The organism is Pseudomonas sp. P7758, assembly GCF_013386485.1.
Taxonomy (GTDB): domain Bacteria; phylum Pseudomonadota; class Gammaproteobacteria; order Pseudomonadales; family Pseudomonadaceae; genus Aquipseudomonas.
Genome location: NZ_JACARS010000069.1, coordinates 137,025 through 153,607 on the forward strand (window position 1 = coordinate 137,025; position 16,583 = coordinate 153,607).

Below are 16,583 nucleotides of genomic sequence, written 5' to 3' on the forward strand. Positions count from 1 at the left end.
ATTCCTTAAGATCCACCGCGGCCTTTGGGCCGTGTGAACACCCCACCATCCGGTTTCACACGGGCACCTTAGAGCCCTCACGCAGGAGACGACACGTCATGCTGAGCTGGGACGAATTCGACAAAGAAGAAGACGGCGAAGTAGTTGCCAAAGGCGCCAACGCCGGCCACGCCACCGAAGCCAACATGGACCGCCTCGACGGTGCCGGCGCTGCTGCCGCCATCGAAGCCCGCGCCGTCACCGCCAATGACTCCGCCGCGATCATCCGGGCCAAGGCCGCCCTCGACAAACTCGACGTCGCCGAAGGCCTAGCCGAACTCGAAGGCTCCGCCGCCCGCGTCGCCGTTGACGAAAAGCGCATGATCAACTGCCGCGCCGACCTCAACCAACTCGTACCTTTCAAGTACGACTGGGCCTGGCAGAAATACCTCGACGGCTGCGCCAACCACTGGATGCCGCAAGAGGTCAACATGACCGCCGACATCGCCCTGTGGAAAAATCCGGAAGGCCTGACCGACGACGAACGTCGCATCGTGATGCGCAACCTCGGCTTCTTCTCCACTGCGGATTCGTTGGTCGCGAACAACCTGGTACTGGCCGTGTACCGCCTGATCACCAACCCGGAGTGCCGCCAGTACATCCTGCGCCAGGCCTTCGAAGAAGCGATCCACACCCACGCCTACCAGTACTGCATCGAATCGCTGGCCATGGATGAAGGCGAGATCTTCAACATGTACCACGAGATTCCATCGGTCGCCAAAAAGGCTGCCTGGGGCTTGAAGTACACCCGTTCGATCTCCGATCCGAAGTTCGAAACCGGTACCGTTGAGACTGACAAAGAGCTGCTGCGCAACCTGGTGGCCTACTACTGCGTACTGGAAGGCATCTTCTTCTACTGCGGCTTTACCCAGATTTTGTCCATGGGCCGTCGCAACAAAATGACCGGCGTGGCCGAGCAGTTCCAGTACATCCTGCGGGATGAGTCGATGCACCTGAACTTCGGTATCGATGTGATCAACCAGATCAAAATCGAAAACCCGCACCTGTGGGATGCCGAGATGAAGGAAGAAGCGACCCAGATGATCCTGCAAGGGACTCAGCTGGAGATCGAATACGCGCGTGACACCATGCCGCGTGGGGTGCTGGGGATGAACGCGGCGATGATGGAGGACTACCTCAAGTTCATCGCTAACCGTCGTCTGTCGCAGATTGGATTGAAGGAAGAGTATCCAGGCACCACCAACCCGTTCCCGTGGATGAGCGAGATCATGGACTTGAAGAAAGAGAAGAATTTCTTTGAGACTCGTGTGATCGAGTATCAGACTGGTGGTGCGCTTAGCTGGGATTGATTCCTTAGCCAACTGAATAGCCCTGACTTGTTCAGGGCTTTTTTGTATTTGCAGAGTGCCAAATCCTACAGTCTCGTAGGAAATTTCGTAGACGTGCTAGTGGCCACTCAGTATCGTCCGAGGACTTTCTACCCTCGGCGACTGTATGGATATTACAAAAGACAGCATCGACTGGAGCGACGAGGAATTAGCCGCGGCAGTCGAGACCTACTTGAAGATGTTGGCGTTGGAGAAGAGCGGCCAACCCTTTAATAAAGCCCATGAAAACCGATTGCTACGTCAGGGACCAATCGCAGGTCGTACAGAAGGCTCCATCGAGTTTCGCATGCAGAATATCTCTGCGGTTCTGGTCCAAATGGGCCTGTATCGGATCAAGGGGTACAAACCTGCAAATAACGTGGGCTCGGGAGTAGAACAACAGATTCGCAAAGCCCTCACTGCCCTTCGTATATTTGAATCAGATGAAACAGCGCAAACTGCAGATGAACAAACCCTCGTCCGCCGAGCATCCAAGCTACTGCAGCAGCCCATCGAGAAGGTGCCGGACGGAATTGCGAAGCCACAGAAAGTGTCCATTGTCGGTACGGCTTTTGTTCGCGATCCCAAAGTACGCGCTTGGGTATTGAATGAGGCCAATGGCATTTGCGAAGGCTGCGGTTCAAACGCTCCCTTCGAAGTGGATGGCTTGCCATTTCTTGAAGTACATCACGTCAAGCACCTCGCCCAGAAGGGTTCGGATCGCATCACCAATGCTGTAGCCTTGTGCCCGAATTGCCATCAGCGTTGTCACCGATCAAGTGACCGCGGTGACTTCACCAAAGGGCTTTACTCGAAAATCGAAAGATTGAAAGAAGAGTAAACTTCTGTGGTCACAACTGATGTATTACCAAAATTACGAGATAGGACCGAGACCCGCCCGTGAACCCAGACATGCTCGAATCCGGCCCCTTGGATGCCAAAGTACTCTCCGTCTTTGACTTCGACGGCACCCTGACCCACCACGACAGCTTCGTGCCGTTCCTGAAGTTCGCCTTTGGTAAAGGCGAGTTCGTGCGCAGGATGGTGAAGCTGGCGGTGCCTGGCGCGCAGTTTCTGTTGCGCGTCATTAGCCGTGATGAGCTCAAGGCGCAGTTGATCCGCACCTTTATGACCGGCGTGGACAAGGCGTGGGTTCAGCAGAAAGCGGAAGCGTATTGCCAGGCGTATTGGAACAAGCTGATGCGCCCAACCGGGCTGCAATCGGTGGCCGATGAGGTGAAGTCCGGGGCGGTGGTGACGCTGTGTTCGGCATCGCCGGCGTTGGTGTTGCAGCCGTTTGCGGATCGGCTTGGGATCCGGTTGATCGGCACTGAGCTTGAGGTGGTTGACGGAGTATTGACGGGCAGGCTCACCGGGAATAATTGCCGGTGTGAGAATAAGGTGCTTCGGCTTGAGGCGGTTTATGGGGATCTGGGGGAGTATCGGCTCAGGGCCTGGGGTGATACGCGCGGGGATCGGGAGTTGTTGGCGGCGGCGCAGGATGCGCATTTTCGGCATTTTCATGCGAAGAAGAAACGAATCAAGCAACGCTGAATCGCCTGGACGACCTATCTGTGTGCGCTGGATTGACTGCCTTAGGCGGCGATCCAGTTTTCCACGATCAAGCCATTCACTCGCTTGAACTCACCTTCGTTGTTAGTCACCAAGACCAATCCTGAGCTTCTGGCGTGGCCCGCGATATGCAGGTCATTTACGCCGATTGGAGTGCCCTTCTTTTCGAGATCGGAGCGGATCGAGCCGTAGTGAAAAGCGGCCTTGTCATCGTAGTGAATGACGTCAAGCCGGGAGATGAAGTCCTCCACCGCCCGAGTATTTTTCTCAACAAACTGGCTTTTTTCGGCCCCGTGCATCAATTCCGCAAGGGTGATCGAAGAGATCACCATACGACCTACATTCGCATTAAATTTTTCCAGTATTTCCATAGGCCGACGCTTGATGATGTAGATCACGATGTTCGTATCAAGCATGTACTTAATCATCAAAGGACTCTCGCTCTTGCTGGGTTTGGTCGGCGCGCTCCTCCATAAAATCATCAGATACCGATTCGCTTGCAAGGAAAAAGCTGTCCCAAGTGTTTTCAACCGGCGAAATAATCAGTTCGCGCCCCACGGCACGCACCTCTACAGTTTTCACCCCAGCGGGAAAACGCATGTCAGCAGGGATGCGGATATTTTGTGTACGGTTATTGGTGAAGATCGTTCCAGTAGACATAAGGAACACCTCTCTAGGCATGGGAAGACAGGTAAGAATGATAGTTTGCAGGTGCTCTATTGCATAGCTCTATAGCAGCTACCCGACGAGCGTAGCCGAACAGGTAGCTGTTGGTAGCGGCGCAGGAAGCGCATTTTCATGCGAAGAAGAAGTTGGGCAAGTTGCGGCGGTGATGCGGGTGGATAGGGTCTGCGGGTAGACCGAGTTGATCCCATCGCAGCCTCGCTGGGGCTCGACAGCTCCCACAGGGGATCTCTGTAGGTTCTAAGGGTGGTGTGAATTCGTTAGATTGGCGCTTTGAGGTCCACGCCGAGTGCCGTTGCGAAGGCTTTGACCAGCGGGCTTCGTGGGGCGTTGTGGCGCAGGATGAGGTTGAACGGTGTGCTCAGGTGGATCTGCTCCGGGCATAACACGCGCAGGCGCCCTTCTCTCACCAGCGGCGCGGCGTAATGTTCGGGGAGGAAGCCCAGGAAGCGGCCGGTGAGGATGAGGATGGCGACGGCTTCTACCTGTGAGGCCGAGGCGGACTGGCTGTCGTAGCTGACGAAGTTGGCCTTGTCGCTGTGGATCGCGTAACGATGGTTGACCACTTCATGCTGGCGCAACACATCTGCGTTGATGTCACTCGCTTCAAACAGCGGATGTCCGACGGCGCAGTACGCGTGGGACTTTTCTTCGTACAGCGGGAAATAATCGAATTCTTCCCGCCGCTGGTACACCGGGACGATGCCGACAATCAGCCGCCCTTCCACCACGCCCCGCTCAACTTCGTCCAGTTGCGAGGCATGCAGGCGTAATCTTATTTTTGGCGACTCTGTATGTAATCTTCCCAGCGCATTAATCAGCGGTGAATTAACGTCGGAGACGGTGTTATCAATAACGCCCACACTAAGGTCGCCGATCAGTTCGTTCTGTGCTGAACTAAGCTTGTCTCTGAAACTGTCTACCGAGGCAAATAATTCAATGGACGCTTGATAGACTAATTTGCCTTCTTCGGTCAGGCCAAACCCTTCCCGCCCTCGCGTACACAGGCGCATGCCGATGCGAATTTCCAGGTCGGAAATCTGCTTGCTGATCGCCGCCAGGCCCACATTCAGCTCGTTCTGCGCCGCGCTGAAGCCGCCCGCTTCGACCACAGCCTTGAACACCCGCAGCAATTTGAAGTCCAGGCCGCTGAGTTGCAGGGGCGGTCTTGTGCCGGGTTTTGGCGGTATGTTTCCAGAATTGGAAAGTGGGGTTTCCATAATACGTGTTGACCTCAAGTGCCATATTCAACAGGCTTTGACCTACTCCATGAACATCGCCGGGCGGCAATAATGAACATACTTAACCGCCCTTGGCAACCTTGAATATAGCGGGTTGAACAGCTTTTACCGGCTGATTTAACGCCCCTAAAAACCTGACACTTCGATCAGGACTTTTCGTTTTGCTACTGCCCTCCGAATCCATAAGGCCAAGCCACGTCCATCGGGCTTGTCACTTCTAAAAACAAGCGTGAGGAACACCATGTCTCAGCCCACCGATCGCCTATGGGGTGCTCGTTTCAAGTCCGGCCCGTCTGCTGCTTTGGCGGCGCTGTCCCGTTGCCCCGAGCGCTATTTTCGCCTGACGCCCTACGACCTGGCCGGCTCCCGGGCCCATGCCCGTGAGTTGCAGCGCGCCGGGTTGCTGGATGAGTCGGAAACCTTGCGCACCCTGGAAGCGCTGGACCGCATCGGTGAGGACTTTGCCGCTGGCCGCCTGCACCCGACGCTGGATGACGAGGATGTGCACACCTTCATCGAGCGGGTGTTGACCGAGCGTTTGGGCGCCCTAGGTGGCAAGTTGCGCGCCGGGCGTTCGCGTAATGACCAGACGGCCAACGATTTGCGCCTGTTCCTGCGGGACCACGCGCGCACCATCACCACCGAGGTGCTGGGGTTGCAGCAGGCGCTGGTGGACCAAGCAGAGCAGCATATCGAGAGCATCTGCCCGGGTTTCACCCACTTGCAGCAGGCGCAGCCGATTGTGTTCGCCCATCACTTGCTGGCTCATGCGCAGTCAATGCTGCGGGACGTGCAGCGCCTGGTGGATTGGGATGCGCGTACGGCGTTGTCGCCGCTGGGTGCTGCAGCGATGGCGGGCTCGGCAATTGCTCGCCAGCCGGAGCATTCGGCCAAGGAGATGGGTTACACCGGGCCGTGCGAAAACTCGATTGATGCTGTAGCCAGTCGTGACCACGTGGCGGAGTTTCTGTTTGTGGCAGGCATGCTCGGGGTGAATATTTCGCGGCTGTCGGAGGAGTTTTGCCTGTGGTCGTCGCGGCAGTTTCGCTGGGTGCAGTTGGACGATGCCTACGCCACCGGTAGCTCGATCATGCCGCAGAAGAAGAACCCGGACATTGCCGAATTGGCGCGGGGTAAAGCGGGGCGGTTGATTGGCAACCTGACCGGGCTGATGTCCACGCTCAAGTCGTTGCCGCTGTCGTACAACCGCGATTTGAGTGAAGACAAGCACAGTGTGTTGGACAGCGTGGATACCTTGCTGCTGGTGCTGCCGGCGATGGCCGGGATGGTCGCGACGATGAAGGTGCAGGTGGAAGAGCTGCGGCGTCAGGCGCCGATGGGTTTCACATTGGCAACTGAGGTGGCGGATTGGCTGGCAACTCGTGGTGTGCCGTTCAAGGAGGCCCATGAGATTACCGGTGCCTTGGTGCAGGCCTGTGAGAAGCATGAAATTGAATTGTGGGAAGCCTCGCCGGCGTTGTTGGCAGAGGTGGATACGCGGCTGACGCCGCAAGTGCGTGAGTGCCTGACCCTGGAAGCGGCGATTGCGGCGCGCAGTGGTTGGGGTGGTACGGCGCCGGAGCGGGTGCGGGAGCAGATTGGGCGGTTGAAGGTGGCCCTGGCTGCGCAACAGAAGTGGGCAGAAAACTACACCGGCTTTCGAATTTAAAGATCGTTCCCACGCTCTGCGTGGGAATGCCTCTTGTGATGCTCCGCGTCACGCTTTTGGGACGCAGAGCATCCCTTGCTGCATTCCCACGCAGAGCGTGGGAACGATCAGTGTATTCAGTTGTTTTGGAGAGTCACCATGAAGCAAACCCCGGCAGAGCGCTTGCAAGCCGAGCGCCAGCAGACCGAGAACCAGTTCGATATCACCCAGTACGAGCACGTGCCCCGTCGCTATTACGGGCGGATGTTTTTTGCCACGTTGATCGTGATCGCACTGGCTGCCTTGCTGCGTGCATTCGCCAACGGTCAGATCGAATGGTCCTACATCGGTCAGTTCCTCACGTCCGAGGCGATCATCTGGGGCCTGGTGAACACCATCATCATGTCGATCCTGGCCATGGCGCTGGGCGTGGTGATCGGGGTGATCACGGCGATCATGCGCATGTCGGCCAACCCGATCCTGCGCTACGTGGCCATCACCTACACCTGGCTGTTCCGGGGTACGCCGCTGATTCTGCAACTGCTGTTGTGGTTCAACCTGGCGCTGATTTTCCCGGTGATCGCGATTCCCGGGCTGTTCAGCATCGACACCGTGGACCTGATGACACCGTTCGTGGCCGCCCTCCTCGGCCTGAGCATCAACCAGGGTGCCTACACCGCTGAGGTGGTGCGCGCCGGCCTGTTGTCGGTGGACACCGGCCAGTACGAAGCCGCCAAGTCGATTGGCATGCCGAGCCTTCAGGCGCTGCGTAGGGTGATTCTGCCCCAGGCGATGCGGGTGATTATTCCGCCTGTGGGCAACGAGTTCATCAGCATGGTGAAAATGACCAGCCTGGCGAGTGTGATCCAGTACTCGGAGCTGCTGCACAACGCGCAAAACATCTACTACGCCAACGCCCGGGTCATGGAGCTGCTGATTGTTGCAGGCATCTGGTACCTCGCGGTGGTGACTGTTCTTTCATTCGGTCAGAGCCGCCTTGAGCGTCGTTTTGCCCGCGGCGCCGGCAAGCGTTCGTAAGCCCTGACTGAGGAGATTTGCCCCATGAGAAGCATCGTCAAGGCCGTGAACCTGAACAAGTATTACGACCAGTATCACGCGTTGCAGGACATCAACCTGGAAGTCGAACAAGGCGAAGTGCTGTGCATCATCGGCCCGTCCGGTTCCGGCAAAAGTACCCTGCTGCGCTGCGTCAATCAGCTGGAAAAAATCGACAAGGGCGGCCTGTGGGTCGACGGCGAACTGGTGGGTTACCGGGTCGTCGGCAACAAGCTGCACGAATTGAATGAATCACAGATCGCCCGTCAGCGGTTGGCCACCGGCATGGTGTTTCAGCGCTTCAATCTGTTCCCGCACATGACCGTGTTGCAGAACATCATCGAGGGCCCGTGCCAGGTGCTCAAGCGCTCGCCCAAGGAAGCCACCGAGGATGCGTTGGAGTTGTTGGCCCGCGTCGGCCTGGCGGACAAGCGCAATGCCTACCCGGTGGAGTTGTCCGGCGGCCAGCAACAACGTGTGGCAATTGCCCGTGCGCTGGCGATGCGCCCCAAGCTGATGTTGTTTGACGAACCCACGTCAGCCCTCGACCCGGAGCTGGTAGGAGAAGTGCTGTCGGTGATGCGCGATTTGGCCACCACCGGCATGACCATGATTGTGGTCACCCATGAGTTGGGCTTCGCCCGCGAAGTGTCCAACCGCATGGTGTTTATGGATGCCGGCCAGATTGTGGAAGCCGGCAGCCCGGAAGAAATTCTAATAAGCCCACAAAACCCGCGTACCCAAAGCTTTATTTCTGCCGTTCGCACTTAACTAAAAAACTAACGAGAACGCCCCCATGAAAAATCTGTTTCTTCCAAGTTTGCTCGTAGGCCTGATGGCCTCCACTTCGGTTTTGGCGGCATTGCCGGCAGCGATCAAGGACAAGGGTGAGATCAGCGCGGCCATCGTGCCGAACTACCCGCCGATGGATTTCAAGGACACCGCCACCAACAAGCTCACCGGCCTGGACTTTGACCTGGGCAACGCCCTGGCCGAGCGTTTGGGGGTGAAGATCAAGTGGCAGGAAACCGGCTTCGAACAAATGCTCAGCGGCCTGACCACCAAGCGCGTGGACATTGTGCTGTCGGGCATGACCGACACTGCCGAGCGTCAGAAGGCGGTGACCTTTATCGACTACTTCACCAGCGGCCCGCAGCTGTACACCCTGGCCAAGCGTGAAGACCTCAAGGAATTGACTGACCTGTGCGGTAAAAAAGTCGGCACCAGCCGACGTACGACCTGGCCGTCGGAAATTGCCGCATGGAGCAAGAAAAACTGCGAGAAGGCCGGTAAGCCAGCCATCGTGGTGATTGGTACCGAGGGCTCGGCGGATGCGCGGGCTCAGTTGCAGCAGAACCGTCTGGATGCGGCGATGCAGGGCAGTGAAACCATTCCTTACCTGATGTCGCTGGACAAGGGTAAGTACAAGCCAGTGGGCCTGGCGATTTCCAAGCAGTTCACCGGGCTTGGGATTGAGAAGAGCAATACCGAGTTGGTCACGGCCATCAGTGAGGCGTTGCAGGGCATGATTGATGATGGGACGTATGGCAAGATTCTGCAGAAGTGGGATCTGGAGCAAGGTGCGGTGGAAAAAATCAGCATCAATGCCGGCCAGTAACTCGATCTAAATGTGGGAGCGGGCTTGCTCGCGAATGCGGTGGATCAGCCAGTACAGTTGGCACTGACACACCGCATTCGCAAGCAAGCCCGCTCCCACACTGGATCTTCATCGCCTTGAAAAAAGAATAAGGACATCCGCCCCACCGTGGCCACGTACTCCCTGGTAATCCGCCGCCTGATGATCTGCTCGGTGACCATCGTCGTCAGCCGCGCCATGACCAGCCCGTTGCTCGCGCTGTTGCTGAGCACCCGCCTGGGCCTCAACCAGCAAGACATCGGCTTGCTGATGGGCATCGCCGTGTTCATCGCAACGCTGCTGGGCCTCTACGGTGGCTACATCATCGACCGCCTGGAAAAGCGCAAGCTGCTGATCCTGGCGATGCTTTCCAGTTCCATCGGTTTTCTGTTGCTGACCTTCGCCAGCAACCTGTACCTGACCACCCTGACCCTGGTGATCACCGAAGCCGCTTCGGCACTGTTCCTGATCGGCTCCAAGGCGATCATCAGCGAGAATCTGCCGGTGGGCCAGCGGGCCAAGGTGTTTTCCCTGCGCTACACCCTGACCAATGTCGGCTACGCCACCGGCCCGATGCTCGGCGTGGTGATTGCCGGGCAGATGCCCCTGGCACCGTTCCTGATCGCCAGCGCGATTGCCTTTGGCAGCCTGTTCCTGATGATCGGCATCCCACCGACCCAGCGCGACGACAGCAACAAACCCTTAAGTTTTCTCAGCACCCTGAGGACCCTGCGCAGCGATCGCACCTTGATCCTGTTCACCAGCGGCAGCCTGTTGAGCACCATTGTCCACGGGCGCTACACCCTGTATCTGTCGCAGTTTCTGCTGGTGGCCTACAAGCCGGAGAACGCGCTGAAAATCCTCTCTGCGGTGCTGGCGTGCAACGCGATCACGGTGATCCTGATGCAGTACCAGATCGGCCGCTTCCTCAAGCGTGAACAACTGCGCTACTGGATCGTGCTCGGCACCTCACTGTTTATTGCCGGGTTGATCGGCTTCAGCATGGCGGACGGCCTGGTGTCGTGGTGTGTCGCGATGTTTGTGTTCACCCTCGGGGAGATGATCATCTACCCGTCCGAGTTCCTGTTTATCGACACCATCGCCCCGGACGCCCTGCGCGGCAGTTATTACGGCGCACAAAACCTGGCGGCATTTGGCGGCGCCTTGAGCCCGGTAATCTGCGGCTACCTGCTGATCAATGCATCCCCCGCCTCTATGTTCTATGTACTCAGCGGGCTGACGGCGGTGGGTGGCACCTTGTGTTTCCTGAGTGGCCGGCGTGTGGTGGTCCGTGCGTAATTTCTACTGATATTTGCTCGATATCCCGCTATTAATAGCGAAATCTCTCACGGACCCGAGCCCCATGAAATTCGACACGGCCTACAGCCTGAGTCTCGACGACAAGCTGTCGATCTATGACGTGCGCGACCTGAATTTCGACGAAACCGCCGCCTTCGATTCCGACAAGGACAGTTTCCTGTGCCCCAACGACGAATGCCGGGCGGCGTTTGCGGCGGGCAATGTGTTGGGCACGTTCAATGCAAAAAACGTCAATTACCTGCGCACGCCCCACTTCAAGAACATCCCCAGCACCCGGCATATTGAAGGTTGCCGGTACGCCAGTCGCCCTGCCGGAAAAGGCGAATCTGAGGATGGGCCGGAGGAAAACTTCCCGTCGGAATTTGTCCTGACGCGGCGCCAGTACGAACGCAAAACGCCGGTCATCGGTGCTGAGGGTGGCACCGCACAAGAGCCGCCGAAAACGCCGGCAACCCGCAACGCCTTGTCTCACAGCTCAAGCGACACCACCCCGGACAAGACCAGCGTCTTTGCCCACCCGGTGGAATGCTACGTGTCCAATATCGGCGACAAGGACAAGCTCAAAAGCATGCCCTTGAAGATCGGCGAGCACACCGCGACCTACTGGACGTTTTTCAAGAAGATCGAATACCTGCAAGACAATAAAGGCCTGATCTACTGGGGCAGGATCAAGGAGATCAAGGACTACACCAGCAGCTTTCGCATCGACTTCGAAAAGAAAGCCTGGCTCGACAAAAAGCCCTATTCCATCAACGTTTACCTGAGCAAAAAACTGATCGAGAACTACCGCAAGCGCAAGGCGTTCCTGGAGCAGATCAAGGCCGCGGTGGACAGTGATCGAGCGCTGTATTGCTTCTTCTACGGGGTAACGCCGGAGCTGAAACAGGTGCCAAGCAAGAAAAACCCCGAGCAGACGTTCGGGGTATTCAGTGCCAATATCGAGAACCTCGATCACCTGATTATTCGCGAGGCGCCGGGGTTGGGAGAACGGTAATGCGATTCCAGGTCAGGCCCTTCGGCTGAATAAACGGTACTTTTCACGTGCAAGTGCGGCGCCCGCAGGATCCAAGCCGCCTACCGTGACCAACCAGTGAATCAGCATTTCCTCATCCGGTAAATGAAGCCCCTTCACATCTTTCAAGCTTCGAGGCGTATGGTTGATTCGAGCGTCGTAATGCAGAGCGCTCCAAGGCATTGCAACAAGATCCACGCCTTCTGCGTCCATCTCAAAACTCCGCAATATTTCGTTGATTTGAGTCTGCGCACTCCGATCACCCCGCTGCTGTAGAGAGTACGACTCGACCAAACTGACGAATTGCTGCTCAGGCACAGACGGGTCAACCAAATCCAAAACATCAGACTTCAAGGCGAGATCCAAAACACCACTCATCCACCGATTAATAAAGGTGCGCACGAAGCCATCGGCGTCGGCTTTTTTCATATCAAAAAACAGCATGCAATAGCGGGTTTTCAGATGTATCGCCAACAGCACATGTTTACGTTGCACCGTCGCGGCATGGACCAGCCACTGATGAGGGTCGGCGTACAGGTCATCGCCCTGGCGCTCTTGTGTCGGCGTTTTTTGAACCGGGGTAATTTTTTTGCCTTTGTGAACCCGACTAAAAAAATTACCAGCCGCCTGCGTACAATTAAAACTAAGCATCAAGATATTTCCTGAACATTCTGACTGAAGTCTAAGACAAGACTCAGTCGCCTTGTACGTGTGCAGCAACCCACTCGATTTCGTAACGCTGCCTGACCGCGTAGCCGATAGCGCTCAATGTCTCTTCGCTTAATACCGACAACTCTGAATCACTCAACAAATCATGCCTGATCATTTGCGCAAGGCTCTCGCGGGCTTTCGAACGACTGTAGAGATCAAACATTCGGACGACATCGTTATCGCGATCCCTGGTGAGGCTATACAGCGTCCTGTACCGAGCCTCGGCAGAAAGCGTTTCGCGCTCGCTGATGGTCTTTGCATCAGCCAGTACGCCTAGGTAAAAGCGTTCAAGCGCCAATGCCCTGAGGACTTTGAACTTCTGCCAATCGCTTTCGGAAATGGACATGACATTCCCCCGGTCACTTTCTTTTGAATAGAGAAGTAACCCTAGCCTGCGGCTAAAAGAACGCAAAATCCACTTGCGTCAGACCAGCATGCTCACCATCACCACGCCCAACAACCCGATATACACCCGCGCATGCAGTGCATCCGGGATGCGGCCGATCCACGGTGTGGCCAGGCGAATGCCCAGCAGCGAACCCAGGGTGAGGATGGCAAACGCCAGCAAATCGACATAGCCGACAAACCACGCGCCCAATTGCACCTTGGCGAATCCCGCCATGAGCATGTAGGTAAATGTACCGGCCAGCGCCACCGGCACGCTCAGCGGATTAGCCATGGACGTGGACTGGGACATGCTCAAGCCACAACGGCGTAACAGCGGCACGGTCATCACGCTGCCGCCCACCCCCAGGAAGGTCGCGATCAGGCCAATGGCGATGCCGCCGCCCGTCACTTCCATGCCGCTCAGGCGTCGTGGCTGGAGTGTGTCGTCCTGGCTGAGAAAGCCCCTGCGCAACAGACAATCGACGATGGTGATGGCCAGGTAGGCGATAAAGGCGTACCGCATGAAATCGCCGCTGGCGAACATTGCAGCCCCTGCCCCCAGCACGGCGCCAACCCCGATGTACCCGCCCAACGGCCACAGGTAGTGGAGAATCAGATTACCTTTGCGACGGTGTTTTCCAGTGGCGATCAGCGCGTTGACGATCATCACGCAGGTCGAGGTGGCGACCGCGATATGCATCGCTGATTCACTCACGCCCGCGTCGTGGCTGAGCTTGAGCATGCCGTACAGCAACGGCACCACCACGAACCCGCCACCGAAGCCGAACAGCACAGCGGTCACGCCGGTCATGCAGCCGAACAGTGCCAGTAATAGATAGAACATCGAGAATCGCCTTCAGTATCAGGGAGAGCTGTCGACGATAGAGATTCAAGGCTTGGCCCGCTTGCGCATGTCGGCCAATAATGTGCGAGATATTGCCACTTCCGGAATCAGCTCCATGCGCAACGTTTCCATCGCTCAGCTCGACCTGACCCCGCGAACGGTCGTGGCAATCGGCACCGACTATCCCCACGGCTATCTGCTCAAGCGCCACAGCCATCGGCGCGGCCAGTTGTTGTATGGCGCCACCGGGGTGATGCAAGTCAGCACCCAGCAAGGCAACTGGGTTGTGCCGCCCCAGCGCGCGGTGTGGATTCCCGCCCAAGTGCCCCATGAAGTGCTGATGCTCGGCGTGTCGACGCGCAGCCTGTATATCGAACCGCACGCCGTCACCGACTTGGGCACCGACTGCCACGTCATCAACGTTTCCCCCCTGATGCGCCAGCTGCTGATGGAGGCGGTGGAGCTGCCGCTGGAATACGACGAGGCCGGGCGCGACGGTGCGCTGGTCAGCCTGCTGTTGCATGAACTGGCACGCGCCACGCACTTGCCCCTGCATATCCCGCTGCCGGAGGAACCACGGCTGCTTGAGCTGTGCCTGACGTTTCTGCAGCGGCCGGACGTGCACCAGTCACCGGTTCAATGGGCGCAACAATCGCACCTGAGCCTGCGCACCTTCAGCCGGCATTTCCGCCAACAAACCGGCCTGAGCTTCGTGCAGTGGCGCCAGCGAGCCTGTGTTGTGCAGGCCTTGGCGCGGTTGGCCAGCGGTGCAAGCGTCACCCGGATCGCCCTGGACCTGGGCTATGAAAACCCGGCGGCATTTTCCAGCATGTTCCGCCGGGTGCTTGGGCAGTCACCGAGCACCTACCTGGAAGGGGCGAAATAGAGCGGCGGCAGCGCTATCGGAAAATCCAGTTGATGAGCGGTCAAAACAACTGTACAAAAACACAGTATAGTTTGCCCTCCCCCGTCGAACCTGGAGAAAGTCCATGTCCTCTCTGGCAATGAGCAGCACTGTAGAACAGCAGATCGTCCTTCATCAATTCACCCCACGGCACAGCGTCCAGGCCCGCCTGATGCTGGGCTGGAGCCGGGAAGACCTGGCCCGGGAAGCGGATGTGGAAGTGGACGCCCTTCAACGTTTTGAAAGCCATGGCGACGTGGACGATGCTGTCCGCCTGAGTGTGGCGTTTCGCCTGGAGGCTGAAGGGTTGGTGTTTTTCCCGGGCTTTGCGCCGGGTTGGGGGATGAATGTGCGGGGCTCTTTGCCACTGTCGTCAGAGCATTCAGTGCTTGAAACGGTTGAGTAAGATTTCTCTTCGCGCTGACGCTTATCCCTATTTAGGTATATCCTCTCATGAGTTCATGGAAGCCACTCCTCTGGGTGGGCGGTAGCAAGAAAGATCTGCAGCAAATGCCTGGGCCTGTTCAAGATGTGTTTGGCTTTGCGCTCCACCTCGCCCAAGGAGGAGGCAAGCACTCACAGACCAAGGCATTGAAAGGGTTTGGCGGTAACGCGGTACTTGAGGTGGTGGAGGATTTCGACAGCAACACTTATCGTGGCGTGTATACCGTCCGTTTCGACTCAGCTGTTTATGTCCTTCATTGCTTCCAGAAAAAGTCGACGAAAGGCATCGCTACAGCACAGCACGACATACAACTGATCAAACAGCGACTCAAGGCGGCGCAGGATCATGCACAAGCATCACAACGCGATTGAGATCGAAGAAAGCACCGGCAATGTCTATGAAGACATCGGGCAGCCCGACGCCAGTGAAATGCAGGTCAAGGCACAGCTGGCGACGAAGATTGGTGAGATTCTCAAGGCACGTAGCCTCACTCAGGCACAAGCCTCCGTCATTCTCGGTTTATCCCAACCCAAGGTGTCTGAAATGCTGCGTGGCAGGTTTCGGGGTATCAGTGAAGCCAAAATGCTTGAGTGTTTGTCGCGCCTGGGGCGCGATGTGCAAATCGTTATTACGGCTGCGCCAGCTTCACGTACTCAAGGACGTATTGAAGTGCTATTCGCCTGAGTTGCCCTAGGTTCTGGCTCCCGCAAGTTCACGCCTGCAACTGCAACGCCCGACGGATCATTTGTGGCGGTTGGCCAAACGCTCGCAGGAAGGCTCGACGCATGCGCTCCGGGTCACCGAAGCCCGTCTCCCGGGCGACAACGTCGATGGAGTGGCTGCCGGATTCGAGCATCAACCTCGCCGCTTCAATGCGCAGGTGTTCTACCGCCTTGGCCGGCGATTGCCCGGTTTCGGCGCGGAACAGTCGGCTGAACTGACGCGGGCTGAGGTGTGCCGCTTGCGCCAGTTGCTCTACCGAGAGGTCCTCGTGCAAGTGCCCTTTGGCCCACGCCAGGGCGGTTTGTACGCGGTCGGACTTTGGGTCCAGTTCCAGCAACGCCGAGAACTGTGACTGGCCACCGGCACGGCGATGGTAAACCACCAGTTTTTTCGCCACGTCGCGGGCCACTTCCACGCCCAAATCGTGCTCGACCAGGGCCAGGGCCAGGTCGATGCAGGCGGTCATCCCGGCAGAGGTCCAGAGCGGGCCATCGACGGTGAAGATCCGGTCTTCCTCCAGCTTCACGTTGGGGTAGCGCTGGCGAAACGTCATGGCGTGGTACCAGTGGGTGGTTGCCTTGCGCCCTTCCAACAGGCCGGCCGCTGCCAGGTGGAACGAACCGGTGCAGGCCGATGTAACCCGGCGCGACGCCGTCAACGACGCTTGCAGGTACTCCACCATGCCAGGAGTGGGCTTAAGTAGTTCGTTGTCCCCCAGCACCAGGATCGTGTCGTAGACCTGCTGCCCGAACGCCAGGCTATCAATGGCAAAGCCCATGGAGCTTTTTATCGGCCCGCCATGCTCCGACAACAAGTCCACGCGGTAGAACGGTCGCCCCACCACGAAGTTGGCAAACTCGAACACGCTGCTGGTGGACAGGCTGAGCACCTGGAAACCGGGAAAAAGCAGGATACCGACGGACACCATGGCCAAACCTCATGTCTCTAAAGGAGGGATATACGACATTGCAGCCACCACATTACACCCATAATCTTGGTTCCAACAAGGCCGACCCCCTCCCCGGCCCATTTG

At 57.5% G+C, this 16,583-nt stretch carries 20 protein-coding genes; 13 read left to right on the forward strand and 7 right to left on the reverse strand.

Annotated elements, in window-relative coordinates; genetic code table 11:
- Positions 1-98 precede the first annotated feature (98 nt).
- The 3 genes from HX873_RS15765 to HX873_RS15775 all read left to right on the forward strand — a co-directional run bounded on the left by HX873_RS15765 (position 99) and on the right by HX873_RS15775 (position 2,921).
- On the forward strand, positions 99-1,349 hold the full coding sequence (locus HX873_RS15765) for a ribonucleotide-diphosphate reductase subunit beta (protein WP_102651166.1): 1,251 nt from the start codon (positions 99-101) through the stop codon (positions 1,347-1,349).
- 145 nt (positions 1,350-1,494) lie between these two features.
- Positions 1,495-2,208 (forward strand): HNH endonuclease, encoded by a 714-nt coding sequence (locus HX873_RS15770; protein ID WP_177054593.1) that lies wholly within the window; start codon positions 1,495-1,497, stop codon positions 2,206-2,208.
- Between the two features lie 71 nt (positions 2,209-2,279).
- Positions 2,280-2,921 carry an HAD-IB family hydrolase gene (locus HX873_RS15775; RefSeq protein WP_177122876.1) on the forward strand — a complete coding sequence of 214 codons (642 nt, stop codon included), beginning with the start codon at positions 2,280-2,282 and terminating at the stop codon, positions 2,919-2,921.
- 41 nt (positions 2,922-2,962) lie between these two features.
- Here the strand turns inward: HX873_RS15775 and HX873_RS15780 are convergent, their stop codons facing one another.
- From HX873_RS15780 to HX873_RS15790, 3 genes are all read right to left on the reverse strand, one after another.
- A complete protein-coding gene (locus HX873_RS15780; protein ID WP_026077784.1) occupies positions 2,963-3,367 on the reverse strand; it encodes a type II toxin-antitoxin system VapC family toxin in 405 nt (134 codons plus the stop codon).
- A complete protein-coding gene (vapB, locus tag HX873_RS15785) occupies positions 3,360-3,599 on the reverse strand; it encodes a type II toxin-antitoxin system VapB family antitoxin (RefSeq protein WP_008432930.1) in 240 nt (79 codons plus the stop codon). The genes HX873_RS15780 and vapB overlap by 8 nt, the downstream gene beginning before the upstream one ends.
- A 284-nt stretch (positions 3,600-3,883) precedes the next feature.
- Complete coding sequence (locus tag HX873_RS15790) at positions 3,884-4,843, reverse strand: LysR family transcriptional regulator (RefSeq protein WP_102369727.1); 960 nt, start codon at positions 4,841-4,843, stop codon at positions 3,884-3,886.
- Between the two features lie 262 nt (positions 4,844-5,105).
- On the opposite strand from HX873_RS15790, the gene argH reads away from it, so the two are divergent.
- The 6 genes from argH to HX873_RS15820 all read left to right on the forward strand — a co-directional run bounded on the left by argH (position 5,106) and on the right by HX873_RS15820 (position 11,518).
- The gene (gene argH, locus HX873_RS15795) at positions 5,106-6,533 is read left to right on the forward strand and encodes an argininosuccinate lyase (RefSeq protein WP_003211505.1); all 1,428 of its coding nucleotides are present in this window, start codon (positions 5,106-5,108) and stop codon (positions 6,531-6,533) included.
- A gap of 138 nt (positions 6,534-6,671) precedes the next feature.
- A complete protein-coding gene (locus HX873_RS15800) occupies positions 6,672-7,550 on the forward strand; it encodes an amino acid ABC transporter permease (RefSeq protein ID WP_003211504.1) in 879 nt (292 codons plus the stop codon).
- Between the two features lie 24 nt (positions 7,551-7,574).
- Entirely contained in the window at positions 7,575-8,339 is a 765-nt protein-coding gene (locus HX873_RS15805) for an amino acid ABC transporter ATP-binding protein (protein ID WP_003211502.1), read from the forward strand.
- A 25-nt stretch (positions 8,340-8,364) separates the two neighbouring features.
- Positions 8,365-9,186, forward strand: a complete 822-nt coding sequence (locus tag HX873_RS15810) for an ABC transporter substrate-binding protein (RefSeq protein WP_177122877.1) — start codon at positions 8,365-8,367, stop codon at positions 9,184-9,186.
- A 147-nt stretch (positions 9,187-9,333) separates the two neighbouring features.
- Positions 9,334-10,503: an MFS transporter gene (locus HX873_RS15815; RefSeq protein WP_003211499.1), complete on the forward strand. Its 1,170-nt coding sequence runs from the start codon at positions 9,334-9,336 to the stop codon at positions 10,501-10,503.
- A gap of 64 nt (positions 10,504-10,567) precedes the next feature.
- Positions 10,568-11,518 carry a hypothetical protein gene (locus HX873_RS15820; RefSeq protein ID WP_003211498.1) on the forward strand — a complete coding sequence of 317 codons (951 nt, stop codon included), beginning with the start codon at positions 10,568-10,570 and terminating at the stop codon, positions 11,516-11,518.
- Between the two features lie 12 nt (positions 11,519-11,530).
- Here HX873_RS15820 and HX873_RS15825 read toward each other — a convergent pair whose 3' ends face one another.
- From HX873_RS15825 to HX873_RS15835, 3 genes are all read right to left on the reverse strand, one after another.
- Entirely contained in the window at positions 11,531-12,187 is a 657-nt protein-coding gene (locus tag HX873_RS15825) for a hypothetical protein (RefSeq protein ID WP_087693112.1), read from the reverse strand.
- 43 nt (positions 12,188-12,230) lie between these two features.
- Positions 12,231-12,593, reverse strand: a complete 363-nt coding sequence (locus tag HX873_RS15830) for a hypothetical protein (protein WP_003211495.1) — start codon at positions 12,591-12,593, stop codon at positions 12,231-12,233.
- A 78-nt stretch (positions 12,594-12,671) separates the two neighbouring features.
- A complete protein-coding gene (locus HX873_RS15835) occupies positions 12,672-13,478 on the reverse strand; it encodes a sulfite exporter TauE/SafE family protein (protein ID WP_177122878.1) in 807 nt (268 codons plus the stop codon).
- Positions 13,479-13,593: 115 nt separating this feature from the next.
- On the opposite strand from HX873_RS15835, the gene HX873_RS15840 reads away from it, so the two are divergent.
- From HX873_RS15840 to HX873_RS15855, 4 genes are all read left to right on the forward strand, one after another.
- The gene (locus HX873_RS15840; protein WP_177067317.1) at positions 13,594-14,364 is read left to right on the forward strand and encodes a helix-turn-helix transcriptional regulator; all 771 of its coding nucleotides are present in this window, start codon (positions 13,594-13,596) and stop codon (positions 14,362-14,364) included.
- 103 nt (positions 14,365-14,467) lie between these two features.
- Complete coding sequence (locus tag HX873_RS15845) at positions 14,468-14,788, forward strand: helix-turn-helix transcriptional regulator (protein WP_023659239.1); 321 nt, start codon at positions 14,468-14,470, stop codon at positions 14,786-14,788.
- Between the two features lie 47 nt (positions 14,789-14,835).
- Positions 14,836-15,198: a type II toxin-antitoxin system RelE/ParE family toxin gene (locus HX873_RS15850; RefSeq protein WP_003211487.1), complete on the forward strand. Its 363-nt coding sequence runs from the start codon at positions 14,836-14,838 to the stop codon at positions 15,196-15,198.
- Positions 15,173-15,511, forward strand: a complete 339-nt coding sequence (locus HX873_RS15855; protein WP_003211485.1) for a helix-turn-helix domain-containing protein — start codon at positions 15,173-15,175, stop codon at positions 15,509-15,511. The genes HX873_RS15850 and HX873_RS15855 overlap by 26 nt, the downstream gene beginning before the upstream one ends.
- 28 nt (positions 15,512-15,539) lie before the next feature.
- On the opposite strand, the gene HX873_RS15860 is transcribed toward HX873_RS15855, so the two are convergent.
- The gene (locus HX873_RS15860; RefSeq protein ID WP_102369732.1) at positions 15,540-16,478 is read right to left on the reverse strand and encodes a GlxA family transcriptional regulator; all 939 of its coding nucleotides are present in this window, start codon (positions 16,476-16,478) and stop codon (positions 15,540-15,542) included.
- Positions 16,479-16,583: the final 105 nt, after the last annotated feature.